Here is a 21428-nt window from a genome sequence, read left to right as displayed (position 1 = left end):
TTCATATTCTTATTCCATTGATAAGTATATTATAAAATAAAATATTTACTATACATCTGTAGACCTATTCATTGATTTATTTTAGAGGAATAAACAAAAATGAATAATTTTATATATATAATCAAAAAATGAGGATGAAATATAATTTAATATCTCATCCTCATTTAACATATTGGCAGTAGATGTCTGAATTGAAAATGCGCTTGTATCAAGCTTTTCTCAATCCTAGCCATCCTTGCCGGGGTGGGACAACGAAAATAATTTTGCTAAATTATATTTCTGTCCCACTCCCACCCTTATATCATTTATTTTCTATGTGTAACGGGGTTTATTTTTGATACCCTCTGCCTTTATTCATGATTTCTAGTACTTCTTTATGGCAACCAGGATTACTAATAATAAATGGCCCACCTTGTCCGAAATCAACTTCTCCACCATCTAAGCCTGTCATTTTCAAGCCAAGTTCTTTCGCAAATAAAAATTGAGCTGCAATGTCCCAAGGCTTAGGATTCGTGTTGATGTGTGCCCCAAATTGCCCCTTAATCACTCTTATTGAATCTAAGCCGCATGAGCCAATAATTCTATAACTAAATGACGATTGGAATAGATCTTTAATCGTTTCATCATTCAATACATGAGGGTTAAATGACAGTATCGCATCTGCAATTGATAAGGTTGGAGGAGGTAGTAACGGACTTTGATTTACATATGCACCTTCCCCAGCAATCGCTTTATAAAGTTTGCCATGAGGATAATCATATATATATGAAAGTTGTGGTGCTCCATCTACAAAATATCCTAAAATAATACAATAGTCTTCTTGTTGTTTTACCAAATTAGCTGTTCCATCAATTGGATCCATAATCCATAAATGCCCCTCATAAGGTTGAATATCATCATTATTCTTTTCTTCAGCTAACAATTGATGCGTAGGTAGTTCAGTTTTGAGAAACGCTTGAAAGTGATCTTGAATTTGTTTGTCTACATTTGTAACAAGATCGAATCTATCCTTTTTAGTATCTGTATGCATTTCTTCAATTAACTGAGGTAAAATATCATCTACAATATTTAACCAATTACAAATCAATTGATCTAGTTTTCTTAAATCTTCTGAAACCATTTTTCCACCACCAATTAAATATGTATATGAATCTCCCATAACCCTATATCACTTTTTAAGCAAGGTGATATTGATGAATTGCTCTTCGTTTTGCTTAAATATTATTTTATACGAAATTTACTATTATTTGGAATGGTATTTTGAATTTTATTTTTGAAAAAGAAAAATCGGCTAGTCACGAGCTAGCCGACAAATAGAAAGGAAAGTAAGTAATAAATATTGAAGATGTTTTGATGTAACTTGAACGATTACACAGCTATCTGTTACATAGCTCTACCCCTTTGTCTAATCGCTCCCCCTGTTACAAATAATATACTAACACAATGATTTTTAAATTGTAAGCGTTTTCCAAAAAGAAAATTTAGTAATTTTACACTATAACGGTTGAAAAAAGCAGAAAATGTCATCATTGTCGCTTATATGTTATAATAAATGTAATATGTAATGTTTATGGAGGTGACTTTCATTGAATAAATTAGAACGACAAAACCGAATCATTCAGGCTATACAAAATTCTGATAAAATGACCGCTTCGCAACTCGCCAAAGAATTTAATGTTTCTAAAAGAACGATATTAAGAGATATTGATGATTTAGAAGAACAAGGTGTAAAGGTATATGCACAACACGGCAAGCTTGGTGGTTATCAAATTAAAGATGCCCAATCAAAAATTTCTTTATCATTAACTGAAAATCAATTGTCAGCGTTGTTTCTTACACTTAATGAAAGTCAGTCTTATTCGACACTTCCTTACCAGTCAGAAATTCAATCCATTATTAAACAATGTTTAAATTTGCCTCAAACGAGATTAAGAAAATTATTAAAGAAAATGGATTACTATATCAAATTTGAAGAAAGCACAAATGTCACACTACCTCAGTTATTTTCAGATATTTTGATTTATTGTACTGAGCGTAATGTCATGCTCGTAGATTATTTGGAAAATGAGAGAATGCAAGCAGAAAATGTCATCTTTATAGGCTTATTATGCAAATATGGACAATGGAATGCTGTCATATTCGATATAGGCCGAGGGCATACACGCGAGCTACCGATTATGGACATTCAAGACATTTCTTATTCCTTTGAAAAGACCATTAAAACGCAAGATATTTCAATCGACAATTACCAGCAATTTTTAAACCCAGCCGACACTACAAATTAAACAGTGTCAGCTGGGCTATAAATAAATTATTTATAAAAAATAGTCCAGACCGTATATATAAATGAAACGAGATTATTTAACATATGTAAACCTATTGAAGCCGCTAAATTTCTCCCTGAAATCAAATAAACAAACACAAGAGACAATGCTAGAATAAAATATGCTCCAAATTCAAATGGCGATTTAGCATCAGTGACATGAATCAAAGTAAATGTTATCGCTGAGACAATCCCCATAACGATAAAATTAAATTTCTTCCCTAATTCTCCTATAACAATATGTCTGAATACTAATTCTTCAACTACCGGACCTGCAATAACAATCATTAAAAATGCAAATGGAATAAATGCATGTGTCTCAAACAATTGATCTAACGCCATTTCATTCTGTGTATCTGAATACTGCAAATGTTTAGGTAAGAATTGCATTAAATAATCATATAAATTTGATAATCCAAGTGCTATTAAAAATACGATAATAATGATAAACCAACGCTTTTTTAGATATGTGATCCCCTTCTTAAATCTTTCACCAAAAGTCTGTATATGTAAAAAATAAAATACAAAAATAACAACCACATAAGCCATCAGTTGACCTAGTGTTCCTATCATAGCTAATTGTAACTCAGATATATATCCGAAATAGAGCCACCCTAATGCTAAACCTGCATAGCTAAATATAAATAATCCAACAAGTGCTATAGGTATGAGATTTAAATCTCTCCACGCAATATCACTCCATTTATATTTTTTCTTTCTTTCATTCGCTTTCATTCACGTATCCCTTTCTTTTTACAAATTTATGTTCAAAATTAAATATTATTGGAGGTACTATGAATTATTTAGAAACCACACAACATATCAAACTGCAAATTGTAAATCTGCTCACTTTGAGTGAAACTGCTAAATATTATGCACTCATTCATCATAACAAATTTGAAGAAACTTTGAACGCATTTAATCAAAATGTCGAAGCGGAATATCAATGGGTTGAAGATCATAAAGCTATCTTAGGCACCACACCTGAATTTGCTACCTACTATGAGGTCATACAGCAATTACATAACCATCCCCTTTTGACAGTTACTCAAGGTGATATACTTTTTTATATCAATACGAAACAAATACTATTGTATGAACAACTTTTAAAATTAGATCATCAATATCAAGTAACTCCCCACAACATTTCAAATAAACATTAATCATTTACTCCACAAAATTGTACTTATTTTTATTTTATACTACTTAAGAAACAAAATACTTTAAATTTTATTGTTATATTATTTAAATTATACCTCAAATTGTAAACCTTTCTTAATAGCGTTATAATCGGTACTGATTAAGTAGTACAAAGGAGTGTTAGATGTGCTTGGCTTTTCAGTATATTTAGGTAAAGCATTAGATAAAGAATACATTCTAGATATGGCATCATTGGGATATCGTACGATTTTCACGTCTTTACAAATTCCTGAAGAAAGTAAGCACCATCAGTTGGCATATCTGGGAGAATTATGTCAGCTTTTATCTTCATATGACATCACTTATATTATTGATGTTAATCCTTCTTTGCTTAATCAATCATTATACAGTTATTTAAATCAATTGCCTCATGGGGCTTTTACGATACGCATTGATGATCAATTGAATGTTGACCTTATTGATGAGGTACAAAGTCATGGTTTCCAATGTTGCTTAAATGCAAGCACGATTACTCAAGAGATGTTGGAACGTATATATGAACACGATTATCAGAGACAATTAATTTACTGTCATAATTACTATCCACGACCTGACACAGGTCTTTCACGCTCTTTTATTGACAATAAAAATCAACTTATTCATGTCTACGATAAACATGCTAAAATATATGCCTTTATTCCAGGTACAGAATTAAGAGGTCCTCTATTTAAAGGATTACCTACTATAGAATCACATCGCTCAGCACATCCATTAATTTCAGCTTATGAGTTACAGAACAGTGGTGTAGCTCACATTGTAATTGGTGATAGTGCTATAAGTATCGCTCTAGCACAGCAATTGTCTGATATGGTATTCAATCGTCACTTTACAATACATCTCAAAGATTTGGATGCTTCATTTTCAAAAAGAATTCTACGAACACATACATCACGTATTGATGCACCCGAGCATCTTATTCGTTCTCAATATTCTCGAGCAAACAATGATGAAGATATTAAGCCAATCGGTACAAAACAACGAAATGTTGGAGACGTTACAGTAGATAATCAACTTAACGGGAGATATGAAGGGGAAATTCAAGTAGTGAAAACAATGCTTCAAGGGCATCCACATATTAACCGTATCGCTCGTATAAACGATGATGACCTCTCATTGTTAACACTGATACAACCTGGGGATACTTTCAAATTTATATACGAAGGAGAATGACAATGAAGCGTTTAACCACCGAAACACGAAATACTCAGACGATGCATTTAGATGAAATGGATATTCAAGATGCTTTAAGAACAATGAATCTGGAAGATCAAAATGTACCTAAAGCCATTGAATCGGTTCTTCCTCAATTAACACAAGTGATAGAAAGTGCCATTCAACGCTTTAATCATGGCGGTCGCATTATTTATATCGGTGCAGGTACAAGTGGTAGACTCGGCGTTTTAGATGCAGCTGAATGTGTGCCGACCTTTAATACACGTCCTGAGGAAGTCGTGGGTATTATCGCAGGTGGCCAAGAAGCAATGATGGTTGCAGTGGAAGGTGCTGAAGATAATATCGAACAAGGTGCACAAGATTTAAAGGATATTCATTTAAATGATAAAGACATTGTCATTGGTATTTCTGCGAGCGGTCGTACACCTTACGTTAAAGGCGCGCTCAACTTTGCAAATGACATTCAAGCTGATACAGTTGCCCTTTCATGTAATGCTCAGAGCGAAATCAGTAAATGTGCCAACCATGTCTTAGAAATAAATGTAGGCCCAGAAGTATTAACAGGCTCTACTCGATTGAAATCTGGCACCGCACAAAAGCTTGTGTTGAATATGATTTCTACTATGACCATGATTGGTGTAGGAAAAGTATATGATAACTTAATGGTTGATTTGCGACCAACTAACAAGAAATTAGTCAACCGTTCTATCCGCATTATTCAAGATATTTGTGATTTAAGTGAGCAAGATGCACAAAACTTGTATGATGAAGCGGGACATCATATTAAAACTGCAGTTGTCATGCATTTATGTAATACGACTAAAAAAGACGCTAAATTGCGTTTGGAAAAGAGTAATGGAGTGATTAAGCAAGCCATCAACGCTTAAGGGAGGAATTTCCATGAGTAAAGAAGAACGTCTTGCTAAAGATATTACTCATGCAGTGGGCGGTATCAATAATATTGATGATATTATCCACTGTATGACACGTATTCGAATTAAAATTCATGATTACGATCAAGTCAATTACGATGAATTAAAAGGTATCGATGGTGTTTTAGGTGTCGTTGAGGATGAACGTCTTCAAGTCGTCGTTGGCCCTGGTATTGTGAACAAAGTCGCTAACTATATGGCTGACGAGAGCAACGCACCATTAGGTAAAGATACTGCTAACTCTGAAAATAAAAGTTATAAAACACAAGCTGAAGAACGTGCTCGTGAAAATAAACAGAATTTTCAAAGTCATCGTAAACAAAGCAAATGGAACAAAGTTTTAAAGTCTATCGCTAACATTTTCATACCTTTAATCCCAGCATTTATTGGTGCCGGATTAATTGGTGGGATTGCAGCGATATTAAACAATTTATTAACCGCTGGTGCGATTTCTGGAGATTGGATCAAACAAGTTGTAGCAGTATTAAATGTCATCAAAGACGGTATGCTTGCATACTTAGCCATCTTCACAGGTATCAACGCAGCAAAAGTATTCGGCGCCACACCTGGACTAGGCGGTGTTATCGGTGGTGCGACATTACTTACAGGAATTACAGATGAGAATCCAATTAAAAATATCTTTACCGGAGAACATTTAGTTGCTGGTCAAGGCGGTATCATCGGTGTTATCTTTGCTGTTTGGCTACTCAGTTTAGTTGAAAAGAGATTACATAAAGTGGTCCCTAACTCAATTGATATTATTGTAACGCCAACGATTTCTCTATTAATAATTGGATTATTAACTATATTTATCATCATGCCACTCGCTGGATTTATCTCAGATGGACTTGTCCACGTGATTAATTGGGTGATTGGTGTAGGTGGCATATTTAGTGGTTTCATTATTGGTGCATTTTTCTTACCTCTCGTTATGTTAGGTTTGCACCATATTTTCACGCCAATTCATATTGAATTAATTAATAAAACGGGATCTACGTATTTATTACCTATTGCTGCAATGTCAGGTGCTGGTCAAGTGGGGGCTGCATTAGCGCTATGGGTAAGATGTCGTAAAAACCAAAAATTACGCAACACTTTAAAAGGTGCCCTTCCAGTTGGATTCTTGGGCATCGGCGAACCTTTAATCTACGGGGTGACATTGCCGTTAGGTCGACCATTCTTTACTGCATGTATTGGTGGCGGTATTGGTGGCGCTGTAGTTGGAGGTATTGGTCATATCGGTGCTACTGCTGTGGGGCCTAGTGGTATCTCACTATTACCATTAATTGCAAATAATATGTACCTCGGTTATATTGCCGGCTTACTGGCTGCATATGCTGGAGGATTCATTTTCACTTATTTCTTTGGTACGACTAAGGAAATGAGAAATTCTGATCAAATGGGTGATTAAATTGCCAAACATTTTGAATGAAATTGACAACCAGTACCCCTACCTCACTAAAAATGAAAAAAAGATTGCTCAATTCATATTGAATTCACCTCACAAAGTGGTGAATATGAATTCACAAGATATAGCTGAAACTTTGAATACCAGTCCTTCATCGATTATTAGATTTAGTAAAAAAATTACTGAAGGCGGATTTCACGAATTAAAAATTGGTCTTTCAAAGTTTCTACCTAAAGAGGCGTCTGTGTATAATGTAGAACTTGTTGACAATGAAAACACTGACTCTCTTAAAAAGAAGATGCATTCACGGGCTAAAGGTGCACTTAATAATGCGAATGAAAAAATTGACGATAAGATTATCGATCAAATATGCGACTTATTTAAACAAGCCGAGACAATTTTTATCTATGGTTATGGCGCATCATTTGTAGTAGCTACAGATTTATATCAAAAGTTGTCACGCATTGGTTTAAATATTCAACTTGTACAAGAAACACACATCTTCACAACGATGTTAGCAACTCATAATGCTAAAGATTGTGTTGTGTTTATTACAAATAATGGTATGCAAAGTGAAATGCGTTCCATTGCTAAGGTTGTATCTGATTATCATATTCCTGTGGTGACAATCACAAGTACGTCAGATAACCCTGTTGCCAAGCGATCTGATATTATTTTATCTTATGGTCAAACGGATGAAAATGAAATGCGCATGGGTGCTACCACTTCTTTATTTGCACAAATGTTTACAATAGATGTACTTTATTATCGTTACATCGCATTGAATTATCAGTCATCATTAGATTTCATTACGCAATCTAAAATGGCTTTAGATAATTATCGAAAGCATTTATCAAATATTGAATTTAAACATTAGACAAATAGAAAAAGCGATTCGTCATACTTAAAATTTCTTAAGAGAAAATGTATGAACGAATCGCTTTTTCATTTTATTAATCAGACATTTATATTTTATTGACGTTCTTGCGTCATTCTAGCTCTCTTTGCATGTTGATCTTTTTTATTATAACGAATGAAATAATAAAGTGTCACAAAAGCTAAAAATACGATACCTATAACAACAGAGACAACTGTTTCTTTATTAAATAACATGCCTATGAGTACCAAAATCAAAAACGCAATTGTTAAGTAGTTCGCAAACGCGCCTCCTGGCATTTTGAAAGGATGTTGTTTCACTTCTTCAGGATGTAATTTTCTAAAGCGTAAATGACTAAATAAAATCATAAACCATGGAATCATACCAGGTAAGATTGAAGCACTATATACGTATACGAAAATACTATCTGCCCCTTTAATCAATAAAGGAAGAATAACATTTAATAAGGCTCCAATTAAAATACCAATTGAAACTGCTAATACTGTGTAGAATGGTACACCATTTTTCATTACTTTAGAGAAAATCTTAGGCATTTGACCATGTCTAGATAATGTATAAATCATACGACTGGCACTGAAGATACCAGAGTTACATCCTGATAATGCCGCTGTTAATACAACAAAGTTAATTAAACCAGCTGCGAATGTAATTCCAACTTTGGCAAATGTAGCTACAAATGGACTTCCGATATCCCCTAATTTGTCCCAAGGATAAACAGAAACGATGACAAAAATTGCACCAAGGTAGAAGATTAAAATTCTCCAAATCACCCCATTGACTGCCTTAACAATATTCTTTTGAGGATTTTTAGTTTCACCTGCTGAAATACCAATAAGTTCAACACCTTGATATGAACCGATAACAATTGATAAGGCGAAGAAGAATCCAACAATACCATTTGGCATAAATCCACCGTGTGTCCATAAGTTAGAAATACCTACTGCATGTCCACCATTTCCAATTCCAAATAAGATAAGTCCAAAACCTGCAATAATCATTAAAATAATTGTAACGACTTTAATTAATGCAAACCAGAATTCAAATTCACCAAAGGCTTTAACTGAAACTAAGTTTGCTCCCATTAATAATGCAACTGCAACAATTCCCGGTATCCAGTTTGGTAAGTTTGGGAACCAATAGTTCATATACTCACCCACCGCGATAACCTCACTCATCCCTACAACTACCCATTGGAAGATATTACTCCATGCTGTCATATATCCTGCCGCTGGATGAATATAGTCACTTGCAAATGTTGCAAATGATCCTGTCGTAGGATTGATATAAATCATTTCCCCCATTGCTCTCATGATTAAGAATAAAAAGATGCCTGCAATTAGATATGCAAGAATAACTGATGGGCCAGTCCATTTAATAGTACTAGTCGCACCCATGAAAAGACCGACACCGATTGTTCCACCAAGTGCAATCATTTGCATTTGACGTGCACTTAGTCCCCTTTGTAATTCATTGTTTTCCATAATTTTACCCCATCTCTAAATCTAGATTATTATTTTAATGATAATCTTATTTTCGTAATTATACTACAAATTGACGAAATTGAAACAAAATTTTTACAATTTATTGAAATCGCTTACAAAACTATAATAGCAACCTTTTTGATTTTTGAAAATACCTATTTTGATTATTTTTCTGAAAATTAAATCTATTAAAGCGACTAAGCCTTCAATCTGTTGGTCGATGAGATTGTTAAATATTTATTGCGTTTCAATGTGTTGATTATCAATATGGAACTTACTTAAGTTTTTATAAATAGATTGTGATATCACTACATAAATGGTTTCATTCTAAATGACTGAGTGAGTGTGATATACTTTCTTTAAATAGTTAAAGGAGATTGATTATGGATAAAGCACTTATACAACGTGCAATCAAAGTTGCTTTGATTTTTATGATTGTGTTTTTCTTACTAAATTACTTTACTATGAAGCATTCTGATTTAATGCATGTTGTGGGTCGTACGCTTTTAGCAACACTGGCTTTCTTCATCATTTATATAGTGGCTTTTACAATCTTAAGTTCTGATGAACGTAAAATGATTTACGGTACTACCCTTCCAATATCATTAGTCATTTGCTTGCTTATTGGAACATTTTTCTTTACAACGCAAATTGGCGTGATAAGTGGCTTAATTATTGGAATCGTAGCAGGAATCATATGGGAACTGATTAAGAGAAGAAAAAATGGAGGTCATTTGTCATGACAATTATTATTGGCGTTGTGATTTTAATATTATTAATCATCAGCTTAGTACCTAATTATCAAGCGATGAAATTAGCTAAAAATCAAGGTCAAAAATCTACTCGATATACTATAATGGTGGGAATTGATTTAGTTTTAATTGTACTCATACTCGTCACGTTAATTCTAAAATTAACCACATAATCTAAAGTATGTTTAAGTTAGTTACATACTCAATATCAAATTCAAATTAATAGCTCTAAGATCATTTCTTTATGCGATACACCTTAAAAGTTGGACTAAAAAATCTAACTTAAGTGCGGTCTGTAAGTACAAGAAGTGTCTTAGAGCTTATTTCATATCGCTATTTTGTTTATCTAGGAATAACTAAACGTTTTATCTTATCTTCTAAGTTATTTTATAGTCTTCCCTGTAATAGAAGAAAGTATCCTATCGTTGCAAGGATAAGGTAAACAATAGAACCAATGATAAATGATCTAAGTTGTACGTGAAATGGTGTTCTTTTATTAAATATAGGTCCTAATATGAGGTTCCCTATGGCTAAGATGATAGGTCCTGCTATAAAGAATAGTATGGTATAACCCACGTTATGTGCCTCCTATTTATTTTCAAATAATTGCGTCACGATATCTTCAAGTGACATGTCCTTACCAACATAATTCACGGTTGAAAAGTCTTGATGCGCAGTCATCACATTTGTATTTACGACAACATCTAATCCTGCCATCATAGCAGCTGTTGCCCCGTTCACTGAGTCTTCAATTGCTAAACAAACAGTTGGATTATAGTTTAATTGCTGGACAGCTGTTAAATAAGGTTCTGGGTCAGGCTTAACGTTCTCGACATCTTCCCTACCTACGATCACATCAATATAGTCGTCTAAACCTAACTTTTTAAATGTTGGCAATATATCTTCTCTATAACTACTCGTTGCAATTGCCATCGGAATATGTCGTTGTTTGAGATAGTTCATTAACGCTTTAATCGTGTCGATGATAGGTAAATCTCCACTGGTTTCATGATGTTCCTGATAAATTTTCTCTTTCTTATCTAAACCAATCGCAGTTTCTAAGTGATTATGTAAATCTGTAGCTGCGCCACCTATTGATTGTCTATAGAAATCAATAGAAATCGGTTCGACTTTATGAAACTTAAGATGTTTATTAATTGTCTCAAATAAATGACGTTCTGTATCAATAATAGTTCCATCAAAGTCAAAGATCACTGCTCTATACATCTTTTTTTCTCCTTTTTTAATCACTGTTATTACACATACTAACACAAACAACGCCTACTGTTACTAGATGAACTGTAGACGTTGTTTTCAAAATTAAATCACTGATTAACGTTTTGACCAATATTTAGCAAGTATAGGTCCTGAAATATTATGTATAAAACTAAACACTGCGCCTGGAACAGCAGCTAACGGACTGAAATGGACTGTCGCTAATGAAACAGCGAGACCTGAATTTTGCATACCCACTTCAATTGCCACTGCTTTTTTATCTCTACGTTCTAGTTTAAATATGTGTGCTAAAACAAAACCAATCGTATAACCTAAAACATTATGAAGAATTACAACTAAGAATATAAGTAATCCTGTTTTAACAATTTGATCCTTACTTCCACCAACGACTGATGCAAGAATAAGTGAAATAGCAACAACAGAAATAATAGGCAAAGCTGTAGCAGTTTTTTCCGCAACTTTCTTTGCAAGTCTTTGGAAAATGAACCCTATAACTATAGGGATCAAAACAACTTGAACGACTGACCAAAACATACTCATAAATGAAACCTTTAGCCATTCGTGCGCAAATAGATAAATTAATGCAGGAGTAACTATTGGAGCAAGAAGTGTTGAAACGCTAGTGATTGCGACTGATAAGGCCACATTAGCATTTGCTAAATAACTCATAACATTACTTGACGTTCCTCCAGGGCAACACCCAACTAAAATAACGCCTATTGCAATTTCTGAAGGTAAATTAAACGCCTTAGCTATCAAAAAAGCTAGTGAAGGCATTATTGTAAATTGTAAAATGACTCCTATAATGACTGGTCTAGGTGATTTAAAAACGATTTTAAAATCTTTAGGACTTATAGTCATTCCCATTCCCAACATAACAATTCCTAAGAGATACGGTACAAACGATCCTAAACCAGCAAATTGTTGGGGGAACATCAAACCAATGATAGCTGCTAAAATCATCCACAATAAAAAAGTTTTAGTCGTAAACTGACTTATTTTATTTAACATGAAGAACACTTCCCTTAATACAATGATTTCAAATATTATCATAGGAAGTCATTTATCTCAATATGTTTTCAGAATATTCATTAAATTAAGCGGTAAAAACTCTATTTTTTATAAATTTTGTTAAGAAAAGATTACAAAAGAATAAATTTTAACTTCGTTCAAAAGTCTTAGTGAATATACAAAAAAAGAGTGGTACAATCTATTTAAACGGACAACGTACGCTTTTGTTTTACGCTAGTTTGATACCTATATAAAGAATGTTAAAGATTGGGAGGTCATAACATGTTGATTGATAAATTTGAAACCTACATTATCAATATTGCAGGTTTGAAATCTCGCTCAACGCGAAAAAAATTAACTCATTTGTGTAAAGAAATAAAATTCTGTGAGTCATTACAATTTTCTATATTCAAACAAAATAACATGTATGCTTTAGAGGTGAGCCTACCTAAGCAACAATTACCTTATTTAATTAGTTTTTTAAGCTTCCATAATTATTCTATTTATCAAATTTTATCTCCTAAGCATGTCGATGAACTTCTTGATTCTGAACATCTTTATCAATCAGCCAAACGATTTGATTTAGCTATCGACGGATTACAAGATCCTTTTATTAAAGATAAAGTGATTGATATCATGAATATGTTTGCTAATCATCATGATGTTAACTATACATTAAATAATAATTGTGCGAGTGTGTTATGTGCTCCTGAGGTGTTCACGCAATTACTTCATACTATTGCAACACGTAATATTGATATTTTATCTGCAAGTTATCGTGCTAAGATGTTGCATAAGGCACGTATTTCATAAATGTACCATCCAGTGAATAGTCACTGGATTTTTTAATATAAACAATCAGTTTTGGACATAATGTCTCAAAAAATAATAGCAGTAAGATGATTTCAATTACGAATCTTCTTACTGCTACTTTTATATTCAAAACTCACTAATCATTTTTTTCATCAAAAACTAAGTGTTCAAATGCTTCTCGTACTTGAGGTACGGTCATACCCACAACAACTTGGACATTTTTGCCACTCTTCACTAAGCCGTGTGCCATTTGGTCATGAGTAAAGTAACCACTATCTTCTACTTTAGATTCATCATTTACTGTTAAGCGTAAACGTGTGGTACAGTTTGTCACATCTTTAATATTTTCTTTTCCACCTAAACCTTCTAGGTAGTAGTATGCTTTCGCTTCATATTCATTACTTGGCGTAAATCCTGAATTGTCAGTATTACCTTCACCCTTTTTCTCTTTATAATCTTTTTTAGAGAAAAGTTTAACTTCTTCTTCAGCACGACGACCTGGCAATGGAATATCGAATTTTAAGATCAAGAATCTAAATACAAAGAAGTAAATTCCTGAGAATATTAAACCAATCACAACTTGTGCAACATATGTCATCCAGTGATTTTGGCCTAATGGAATCCAGTTTGTAGCGATAAAGTCTAATAATCCTCCGCCCATATTTCCCACAACACCAAAGCCATACATGATTGTATCCATTGTAGCAGCTAATAATGCGTGAATGACAAATAAATATGGTGCGATAAATAAGAATGTAAATTCTAAAGGTTCTGTAATACCAACCACTACTGCAGTTAACGTAGCAGGAATTAATAATGCTGCTACTTTTTTGCGGTTTGCTTTAGGCGTCGTAGAATACATTGCTAAAGCAATACCAATAGCACCAAAGACTTTACCATTACCTTGCAACATAAAGCCATAATGGAATTGATCTTTTAATGGTTTGCTACTTTCTGCAAATTGATTTAAGTGTCTAAACCATTCAGCTTTTAATCCATCTTTTGCAACGACAGGACCAACTTCAATAGGTGCGTAAATAAAGTGATGCAATCCTGTTGGGATTAACACACGTTCTAAGAAATGATACAACCAAACACCAATATAACCAGATCCAATAATGAAATGTTGTACAGATTCAATACCATTTTGAATCGTTGGCCATACAACGCAAGTAATTGCAGCAATCGGTAACATAACAAAGAATGAAATTGTTACAACAAATGTTAAGCCTTGGAATACACCTAACATCTCAGGCAATTTCTTACTATAATATCTATTATGTATCCATGTCACAATTGCTGAAATAATGATAGCACCTAAGATGTTCGTATCTAACGTTTCAATCCCCGCAATTGCTTTTAAACCAGTGACATTTTCTACACCTTTTTTAAGGTTTGCGCCAAAGGTATGTGGCCATTGCGTTAAAATTGCATTAATAAATGTGTTGAACATCAAATAACCCATTAATGCGGCTAAACCAGCATGACCAGGAGCCTTTTTCGCTAAAGATAAAGGTAAACCAACAACGAATACAATTTCCATATGATTAAAGATAACCCAGCCACCAGATTCAATGACTGACCAGAATTTAAACCAGAATGTATGTTGATCTGCAAGTCCACCCATAATTGTTGGATTTTTGAAAAGTGTTGCAAAACCGAGTACGATACCGAAAAATGCAAACATTAATACTGGAACAATCATCGCACTACCAAAACGTTTAATTGCGTTCATAATTAAAACCTCCACATCCCATATGATTGTTTCACTTTAACTCCCTGTATTATCTTTTAATGGTGAAACTTTATAAAAATAAATAACTTAATTTCAATATATAGTAAACGCTTACATTACTACAATGACGTTGACGAATTTTGAAACTATTTTGTATAATCAGATTATATTTTCATTGTGCGGAAATTTTTTCAATAAATAATATTGAGGTGTTGAGATGATATTAGATGAACGTGTAAATTCGAATTTCGATAATTTAAATGATAACGATATACAAATCGCACATTATGTAAATACACATATCGAAGACTGTAAAAATATGAAAATTCAAGATTTAGCTATACATACGCATGCTTCTAATGCGACGATTCATCGTTTCACTCGTAAGTTAGGATTTGATGGTTATAGTGACTTTAAATCCTTTTTAAAATTTGAAAATGAAAAGAAAAACCAACTACCCTCTGATTTAATTGAACAATTCAAACAAGAAATTGAGAACACCTTTAGTTATCTTGATCGTGTAGACTATCATTTATTAACGAATAAAATGCATGAAGCAACAACAATCTATTTATATGGTACCGGTCGTGCTCAAATGAATGTGGCAGAAGAAGCGCAACGTATTTTACTGACCATGCACAAAAATATCATTCTTCTTCACGATATTCATGAATTAAAAATGGTTTTAAATAAAACTGTTCCCAAAGATTTGTTCTTTATTATTTCATTATCTGGGGAAACTTATCAGTTAACAGAAGTAACACAACTACTTCAATTAAGACAAAAGTATTTCATTTCCGTCACGACGATGAAGGATAATTCCTTGGCACAACAAGCAAATTATAATGTTTATGTATCTAGTAATACGTTTTACTTAAATGATGGTACAGATTATTCAAGTTTTATCAGTTATCACATCTTTTTCGAAACACTTTTAAGAAAATATAATGAACGCAAAGAGAAAAATGAATTAACATAAAAAAATCGCAAGCAATCGTAGTAAGGTCAACATGCTTACTACTCTAATGCTTGCGATTTTATTAAGTATGACTTTGTTGTTCTTCACGTTCTTCTAGAACATTTTGCATCTGATCAATCATTAATTCAAATCCATGTGCTGTTGAATCATGATATTCTTTTTTCTTTTGTTTATACTCCAATGTAGTTAAACGTCTTTCTTTCTCAACTAATGAGCGATAGTAGAAGAGCATTTGAGTGCCACCATTTTCACGTTCGAAGAATTCCACTTCGATAATATCCTCTTCTTCACTCAATCCTGGCATGCCAATTGTCATTTTCACATACTCATCTAACACTAGTTCCTTGTATGTACCTTCAATCACATTTTGTTTGCCATTTCTGCGATCTACAATTCGATACTGTCCGCCTTCTTGAATATCCGCTTCAAAAGATTGATTTGTACGTTGCGTAGTCATAAACCATTGTTTGAGAAGCTCTTCTTTCGTCCACGCTTCATACACTACTTCTGGAGTAAATTTTAATAATCGTTCGATGTCGATTTCTACGTGTTCATTCTCTACATTATATTTTGCCACTATCTTTCACCTACTTTCACTCTTAATTCTATTCTAACGTATTTAAGCTGTGTCACAAACTATGAATGCTCTTAATATTAAAAAGAAGCTAAAAACGACTGAGCACTTTTAGCCTCCTTCAATTTTGCTATTTACTTTTTGGATTTATGGTCCAGTCGTGGGACCCTCAAAATAATCGCTACTAAGCCACATACGCCAAGTAAAATCGGATAGATACTGTATGGAACAAGTAAAAATGGAGATATACCTGCTACGCCAGCTGCTGAAATCACTTGAGGACTATACGGTAATAATCCTTGGAAACAACCACCAAAAATATCTAGTATACTTGCTGATTTCCTAGGATCAACATCATATTCATCTGCAATATTTTTAGCTAACGGTCCTGCCATAATAATAGAAATCGTATTATTAGCAGTAGAAATATCAGCCGCACTCACTAAACTAGCAATGCCTAATTCAGCACCACGTTTTGATTTCACTTTAGAACGGACGAATTGTAGTAACCAATCTATACCGCCATTGTGTTGAATAATACCTACGAGTCCACCTATGAGTAAGGCTATCATTGCAATATCTTCCATACCAATAATCCCTTTAGATACAGCACTAAGTAGCCCTTTCCAACCGAATGAGCCATCTATTAATCCAATCACACCTGCTAACGCTGTACCGCCGATTAATACAATAATGACGTTGACCCCTATGAGCGCAAGAATTAATACTAATAAGTATGGAATGACTTTGAATAAGTTATAGTCATAATTTTTAGCATGATCAATTGAAATACCATTAGTTAATAAGAACAGAATAATAATTGTCAGGATTGCTCCAGGCAAGACAATTTTAAAATTAACTCTAAATTTATCACTCATTTTAGTTCTTTGGGTCCTAACAGCAGCAATCGTTGTATCTGAAATCATTGAAAGGTTATCTCCAAACATCGCACCACCAACAACTGTAGCCATCGCTAAAGCTGCAGGCACATCCGTGGCTTGAGCAAATCCAAAACCTACTGGCGCAATGGCAGCTACTGTACCCACAGACGTTCCCATTGAAATAGACACAAACATACATATCACAAATAATCCTACTATGATTAAATTCTGTGGGATAAGTGATAATCCTAAGTTAACTGTGGATGTGACACCGCCCATTTTTTCTGCTGTAGTTGAAAAGGCACCCGCTAAAATGAAGATCAACATCATCAAAATAATATTCGAATGTCCAGCACCCTTTGTAAATACTTCTACCTTCTTAGCGAAGGATTCCTTTCTATTCATAAGTAAGGCAACAATTACTGTAATTGTGATCGCTACATTTAAAGGCATCGTTGTGAAATCGCCAGAAACGATTCCCACGCCTAGAAATAGTAATACAAATAGAAGTAATGGGAGTAGCGCCCATGCGTTACCTTTCTTTATTTTCTCCATTATTCAACCTACTTTCCATAAAAATAGGAGCGAAACAGAAATCTGATTCTCAAAGAACGATTTCGGCATCCCGCTCCCATCTTGTAATGCTTGTAGAACTTCATTAATGAAATTCTCTATCTTGAGACTTGGCGCCAAGGATCATTAAGATTGTAAGTCATTGTATACGATACAACATTGCAGAAACTTCTTTGTCCAGCTCTCAACTTATCTTGATAAGCTACGCGAATTGTGTCTAACATTACAAGATTATAGTTACAACGTCAATACTTAAAATACATAGCTTTTTAAAAATTATTCTTCAATACGCGTAGTAAAATATTTTTCATAAATTGATAAAGCAATAGCGACTAAAATTAATAATGCTATTGATACGCCAAATAAAATCCACCATTTTAAATACAAACTCAAAATGATAAGTAAAATACTCATTATCGTTGTGATAATTGAAGTTATTTTAAATGTTTTTTCAGTGCGATGTGACACAACCTTATAGTCAGCCATGCTCGTATCGTTTCCATATTTTTCTTGCTTCCCTTTTTTATCATCAATAATTTTAAGTTTATATTCTAGGTAAAGTGTAATTAAACCAGTCAATAACACTATAAAAAATACAGTAGGAAAGGTAATATGTCTTAAAATCACCCATGAAAACATACCCAAATAAACGATAGCGGCTATCGCTCCTAATATACGATCAATAATGGGGTGAATCCAAATCATGCCCTTTGTTATATTTTCATTAACTAAATAAAGATTGATTAAAACGTTATATATACAAAGTACAAGAAATATTGAAATCGTAATAATTGGATTATAATTAAATATTATGATGCTACCTATTCCTATAGTTAATAAAATGTAAGGTAAAAATCTAATTAAGAATGTTCTCACGCAGTATCACCTTGTTCTTTTTATTTGCCCATCATCTTACTTAGAACCATTATCCTTACATACATGGTACATGAAATCATCTGCGTTTATCAAATCGCTTCCATTCGCTTCAATTGAGGACCATGCCACACTCTCAACTCAAAAAACAAACTGGCACCTCTATCACAGTAAAAAAGCTCCTAAAATGAATTTTAAATTCTTCATTTTAGGAACTCGAATGACATTGTTGAATGATAATTTAATAAAAACGGTGTCCGTAACCTTTTAGTCGATTTGTGTACCGCCAGTGACACCAAACACTTGTCCTGTAGTATAGCTAGAATCCTCTGAAGCTAGCAATACATATGTGCCTGAGAGCTCTACTGGTTGACCTGCACGTCCAAGAGGTGTTTGTTGGCCAAATTGAGGTATAGCACTTTGTGGTTGTCCGCCTGTAATTTGAAGTGGTGACCAGAATGGACCAGGTGCCACACAGTTTACTCTAATTCCTTTTGCGCCAAGTTCTTCTGAAAAACTTTTCGTTAATGAAATAATAGCAGCCTTTGATGCAGCGTAATCATGTAGTATCGGACTTGGGTTATAACCTTGGACGGATGACGTTGTAGTAATTGATGCGCCTGGTTTTAAGTATTCTAAAGCTTTTTGAACAGTCCAGAACACAGGATAAACATTCGTTTCAAACGTTTCGGCAAATGCTTCTGTATTAAACCCATGGATATCATCATGATATTGTTGATGGCCCGCAACTAAAGTAACATTGTCTAAACCACCTAATTTAATATAAGCTGTTTCAACCATATCGTAGTTAAATTGTTCATCTCTTAAATCACCAGGAATAAGGATAGCTGTTTGTCCAGCACCCTCAATCACTTGTTTCACTTCTTGTGCATCATCTTCTTCACTAGGTAAATAGTTAATAGCGACATCTGCGCCTTCTTTGGCATAGGCTATTGCAGCAGCACGTCCGATTGCGGAATCACCACCAGTGACTAACATCTTATAACCTTTTAATCTCCCATGCCCTTCATAGGATGTTTCTCCGAAGTCTGGTTGTGGCGTCATCTTGGATTGTAATCCTGGTAACGCTTGCTCTTGTTTTTCATAATCCGTCGTTTTAAATTTGTTTCTAGGATCTTGTGCTGACATCAATCATCATCTCCTAATTGTAGTTTCTGTTATTTATACCCACAATTTCTCATTATTTAATCATATTTTATTTTCGGAAAATGAATTTAACAGCACGAATTAATCACAAAAGCAATATTTGAAATCAATCATTACCCCTTTAACAATTTCTGCACAAGTTTCACAAAGTATGTTGGTACTTTTTCAAGGATACGTTCATCAGGATCATATTTAGGATGATGTAAATCGTACTTACTATTTGAACCAATGAACGCAAAAACACCAGGATAATCTTTCGTGTAACCTGAGAAATCTTCTCCGATAGTGAGCGGTTCTGTCATCATATGAACGTGATATCCTACTTCTTTAGCAACTTCTATCGCTTGGTCTGTTAAGTTCTCATCGTTGACGACAGCACCTGGTAACTGTGTATAGGTCAATTCCATTTCAACATTAAATGCTTGAGACAACCCTTCAGAAATTTCGTGTATACGCTGTTCTATATATTGGCGCTTTTCAGCATCGAATGTACGCACCGTACCTTGAATATACGCTTGGTCAGCAATCACATTCCAAGTATTACCACAAGATACTTCACCTATTGTTATGACTGCACTATCAAATGCTGATAAATTACGGCTTACAATGGATTGTAAACTATTTATCAACTGACCTACTACGATAACTGGATCATTACCTTGTTCAGGTTTCGCAGCATGTGCGCCCTTTCCTTGAATATGAAATTCAAAACGATCTACTGCTGACGTTGTCACACCACTTTTGATTGCAAATTCTCCAATATCTAGAGTTGGATAATTATGATAACCTAGCACCGCTTTCACACCTTCAAGTGCCCCCGTTTGACTTAGTTTAATAGCACCATCGCCTAATTCTTCCGAAGCTTGAAAAAGTATTCTCACACGTCCATTCAATTCACTTTCTATCGCTTTAAGTTGTGTTGCAACAGCTAATATACTCGCCATATGAATATCATGCCCACATGCGTGCATGACACCTTCATTTGTCGAAGTAAATTCATGCACCACTTGTTCCGTTATTGGTAAGGCATCAATATCAGTTCTCACAGCTACCATGGGTTCTCCTTGTCCTATCTCAGCAACTAAACCTGTCTCTAAAGGTAAATCCAAAATCGAAATATGATAACTTTCTAATATTCGTTTTAAACGTTTTGTTGTTTCAAACTCTTTTTTGGAGAGCTCTGAATATTGATGAAATGTACGTCTCCAATTGACATAATCTGAATAATTGGCCATCTTTGATTCAACCCCTTCTTTTCGAAAATGACTGTAAAACAAATATAAAATAGAACCTGAAATGACCGAGTTCTAATAAACGGTCTTTACATTTCGAATATTTCGAATTTTCTTAAATTATATACATAGCATTTCTAATAAGAAAAGTTTAATCGTTACGTTATTGAAAAATATTCACTACATA

22 protein-coding genes are annotated in these 21428 nt (G+C 33.9%); 10 read left to right on the top strand and 12 right to left on the bottom strand.

Annotated elements, in window-relative coordinates:
* Window positions 1–328: 328 nt before the first annotated feature.
* On the bottom strand, window positions 329–1120 hold the full coding sequence (locus tag CD155_RS03005; RefSeq protein ID WP_037541802.1) for an inositol monophosphatase family protein: 792 nt from the start codon (window positions 1118–1120) through the stop codon (window positions 329–331).
* A 466-nt stretch (window positions 1121–1586) separates the two neighbouring features.
* Here CD155_RS03005 and CD155_RS03000 point away from each other — a divergent pair, with 466 nt between their 5' ends.
* Window positions 1587–2285: a helix-turn-helix transcriptional regulator gene (locus CD155_RS03000; RefSeq protein WP_002443877.1), complete on the top strand. Its 699-nt coding sequence runs from the start codon at window positions 1587–1589 to the stop codon at window positions 2283–2285.
* A 26-nt stretch (window positions 2286–2311) separates the two neighbouring features.
* On the opposite strand, the gene CD155_RS02995 is transcribed toward CD155_RS03000, so the two are convergent.
* Window positions 2312–3058, bottom strand: coding sequence for a CPBP family intramembrane glutamic endopeptidase (locus CD155_RS02995; RefSeq protein ID WP_103212478.1), 747 nt, complete (start codon window positions 3056–3058; stop codon window positions 2312–2314).
* A 59-nt stretch (window positions 3059–3117) separates the two neighbouring features.
* On the opposite strand from CD155_RS02995, the gene CD155_RS02990 reads away from it, so the two are divergent.
* The 5 genes from CD155_RS02990 to CD155_RS02970 all read left to right on the top strand — a co-directional run bounded on the left by CD155_RS02990 (window position 3118) and on the right by CD155_RS02970 (window position 7913).
* The gene (locus tag CD155_RS02990) at window positions 3118–3486 is read left to right on the top strand and encodes a hypothetical protein (RefSeq protein ID WP_103212477.1); all 369 of its coding nucleotides are present in this window, start codon (window positions 3118–3120) and stop codon (window positions 3484–3486) included.
* Window positions 3487–3649: 163 nt separating this feature from the next.
* Window positions 3650–4693 carry a MupG family TIM beta-alpha barrel fold protein gene (locus CD155_RS02985; RefSeq protein WP_172605812.1) on the top strand — a complete coding sequence of 348 codons (1044 nt, stop codon included), beginning with the start codon at window positions 3650–3652 and terminating at the stop codon, window positions 4691–4693.
* Between the two features lie 2 nt (window positions 4694–4695).
* Window positions 4696–5583, top strand: a complete 888-nt coding sequence (gene murQ, locus CD155_RS02980) for an N-acetylmuramic acid 6-phosphate etherase (RefSeq protein ID WP_037541606.1) — start codon at window positions 4696–4698, stop codon at window positions 5581–5583.
* A gap of 13 nt (window positions 5584–5596) precedes the next feature.
* Complete coding sequence (locus CD155_RS02975) at window positions 5597–7039, top strand: PTS transporter subunit EIIC (RefSeq protein ID WP_103212475.1); 1443 nt, start codon at window positions 5597–5599, stop codon at window positions 7037–7039.
* A gap of 1 nt (window position 7040) precedes the next feature.
* On the top strand, window positions 7041–7913 hold the full coding sequence (locus tag CD155_RS02970) for a MurR/RpiR family transcriptional regulator (protein WP_037541607.1): 873 nt from the start codon (window positions 7041–7043) through the stop codon (window positions 7911–7913).
* A 95-nt stretch (window positions 7914–8008) separates the two neighbouring features.
* Here CD155_RS02970 and CD155_RS02965 read toward each other — a convergent pair whose 3' ends face one another.
* Window positions 8009–9415 (bottom strand): amino acid permease, encoded by a 1407-nt coding sequence (locus CD155_RS02965; protein WP_103212474.1) that lies wholly within the window; start codon window positions 9413–9415, stop codon window positions 8009–8011.
* A gap of 383 nt (window positions 9416–9798) precedes the next feature.
* Here CD155_RS02965 and CD155_RS02960 point away from each other — a divergent pair, with 383 nt between their 5' ends.
* Entirely contained in the window at window positions 9799–10158 is a 360-nt protein-coding gene (locus CD155_RS02960) for a hypothetical protein (protein ID WP_044466799.1), read from the top strand.
* Window positions 10155–10340, top strand: a complete 186-nt coding sequence (locus CD155_RS02955; RefSeq protein WP_002443895.1) for a hypothetical protein — start codon at window positions 10155–10157, stop codon at window positions 10338–10340. The genes CD155_RS02960 and CD155_RS02955 overlap by 4 nt, the downstream gene beginning before the upstream one ends.
* A gap of 214 nt (window positions 10341–10554) precedes the next feature.
* On the opposite strand, the gene CD155_RS02950 is transcribed toward CD155_RS02955, so the two are convergent.
* From CD155_RS02950 to CD155_RS02940, 3 genes are all read right to left on the bottom strand, one after another.
* Window positions 10555–10743, bottom strand: a complete 189-nt coding sequence (locus tag CD155_RS02950) for a hypothetical protein (RefSeq protein WP_037541608.1) — start codon at window positions 10741–10743, stop codon at window positions 10555–10557.
* Window positions 10744–10755: 12 nt separating this feature from the next.
* A complete protein-coding gene (locus CD155_RS02945) occupies window positions 10756–11394 on the bottom strand; it encodes an HAD family hydrolase (protein WP_037541609.1) in 639 nt (212 codons plus the stop codon).
* A 105-nt stretch (window positions 11395–11499) separates the two neighbouring features.
* Window positions 11500–12414, bottom strand: a complete 915-nt coding sequence (locus CD155_RS02940; RefSeq protein WP_103212473.1) for a bile acid:sodium symporter family protein — start codon at window positions 12412–12414, stop codon at window positions 11500–11502.
* 282 nt (window positions 12415–12696) lie between these two features.
* Between CD155_RS02940 and CD155_RS02935 the strand changes: the two genes are divergently transcribed.
* On the top strand, window positions 12697–13227 hold the full coding sequence (locus tag CD155_RS02935) for a hypothetical protein (RefSeq protein ID WP_002443898.1): 531 nt from the start codon (window positions 12697–12699) through the stop codon (window positions 13225–13227).
* Window positions 13228–13363: 136 nt separating this feature from the next.
* Here CD155_RS02935 and CD155_RS02930 read toward each other — a convergent pair whose 3' ends face one another.
* Complete coding sequence (locus CD155_RS02930) at window positions 13364–14962, bottom strand: alpha-glucoside-specific PTS transporter subunit IIBC (protein ID WP_002443899.1); 1599 nt, start codon at window positions 14960–14962, stop codon at window positions 13364–13366.
* 217 nt (window positions 14963–15179) lie between these two features.
* Between CD155_RS02930 and CD155_RS02925 the strand changes: the two genes are divergently transcribed.
* On the top strand, window positions 15180–15941 hold the full coding sequence (locus tag CD155_RS02925) for a MurR/RpiR family transcriptional regulator (RefSeq protein WP_070871855.1): 762 nt from the start codon (window positions 15180–15182) through the stop codon (window positions 15939–15941).
* Between the two features lie 61 nt (window positions 15942–16002).
* Here the strand turns inward: CD155_RS02925 and CD155_RS02920 are convergent, their stop codons facing one another.
* The 5 genes from CD155_RS02920 to CD155_RS02900 form a co-directional block, all read right to left on the bottom strand.
* On the bottom strand, window positions 16003–16518 hold the full coding sequence (locus tag CD155_RS02920; RefSeq protein WP_002443901.1) for an SRPBCC family protein: 516 nt from the start codon (window positions 16516–16518) through the stop codon (window positions 16003–16005).
* Window positions 16519–16649: 131 nt separating this feature from the next.
* Entirely contained in the window at window positions 16650–17951 is a 1302-nt protein-coding gene (locus CD155_RS02915; protein ID WP_002443902.1) for a Na+/H+ antiporter NhaC family protein, read from the bottom strand.
* Window positions 17952–18245: 294 nt separating this feature from the next.
* Complete coding sequence (locus CD155_RS02910; protein WP_256605045.1) at window positions 18246–18845, bottom strand: hypothetical protein; 600 nt, start codon at window positions 18843–18845, stop codon at window positions 18246–18248.
* A gap of 264 nt (window positions 18846–19109) precedes the next feature.
* Entirely contained in the window at window positions 19110–19991 is an 882-nt protein-coding gene (locus tag CD155_RS02905; protein WP_103212472.1) for an SDR family oxidoreductase, read from the bottom strand.
* A gap of 131 nt (window positions 19992–20122) precedes the next feature.
* Complete coding sequence (locus tag CD155_RS02900) at window positions 20123–21244, bottom strand: amidohydrolase (RefSeq protein WP_103212471.1); 1122 nt, start codon at window positions 21242–21244, stop codon at window positions 20123–20125.
* Window positions 21245–21428 lie beyond the last annotated feature (184 nt).

The sequence above is a fragment of the Staphylococcus caprae genome (assembly GCF_002902725.1).
GTDB lineage: Bacteria > Bacillota > Bacilli > Staphylococcales > Staphylococcaceae > Staphylococcus > Staphylococcus caprae.
Note: the sequence above shows the minus strand (reverse complement) of the source record. Positions and strands in the feature narration are given on the sequence as shown.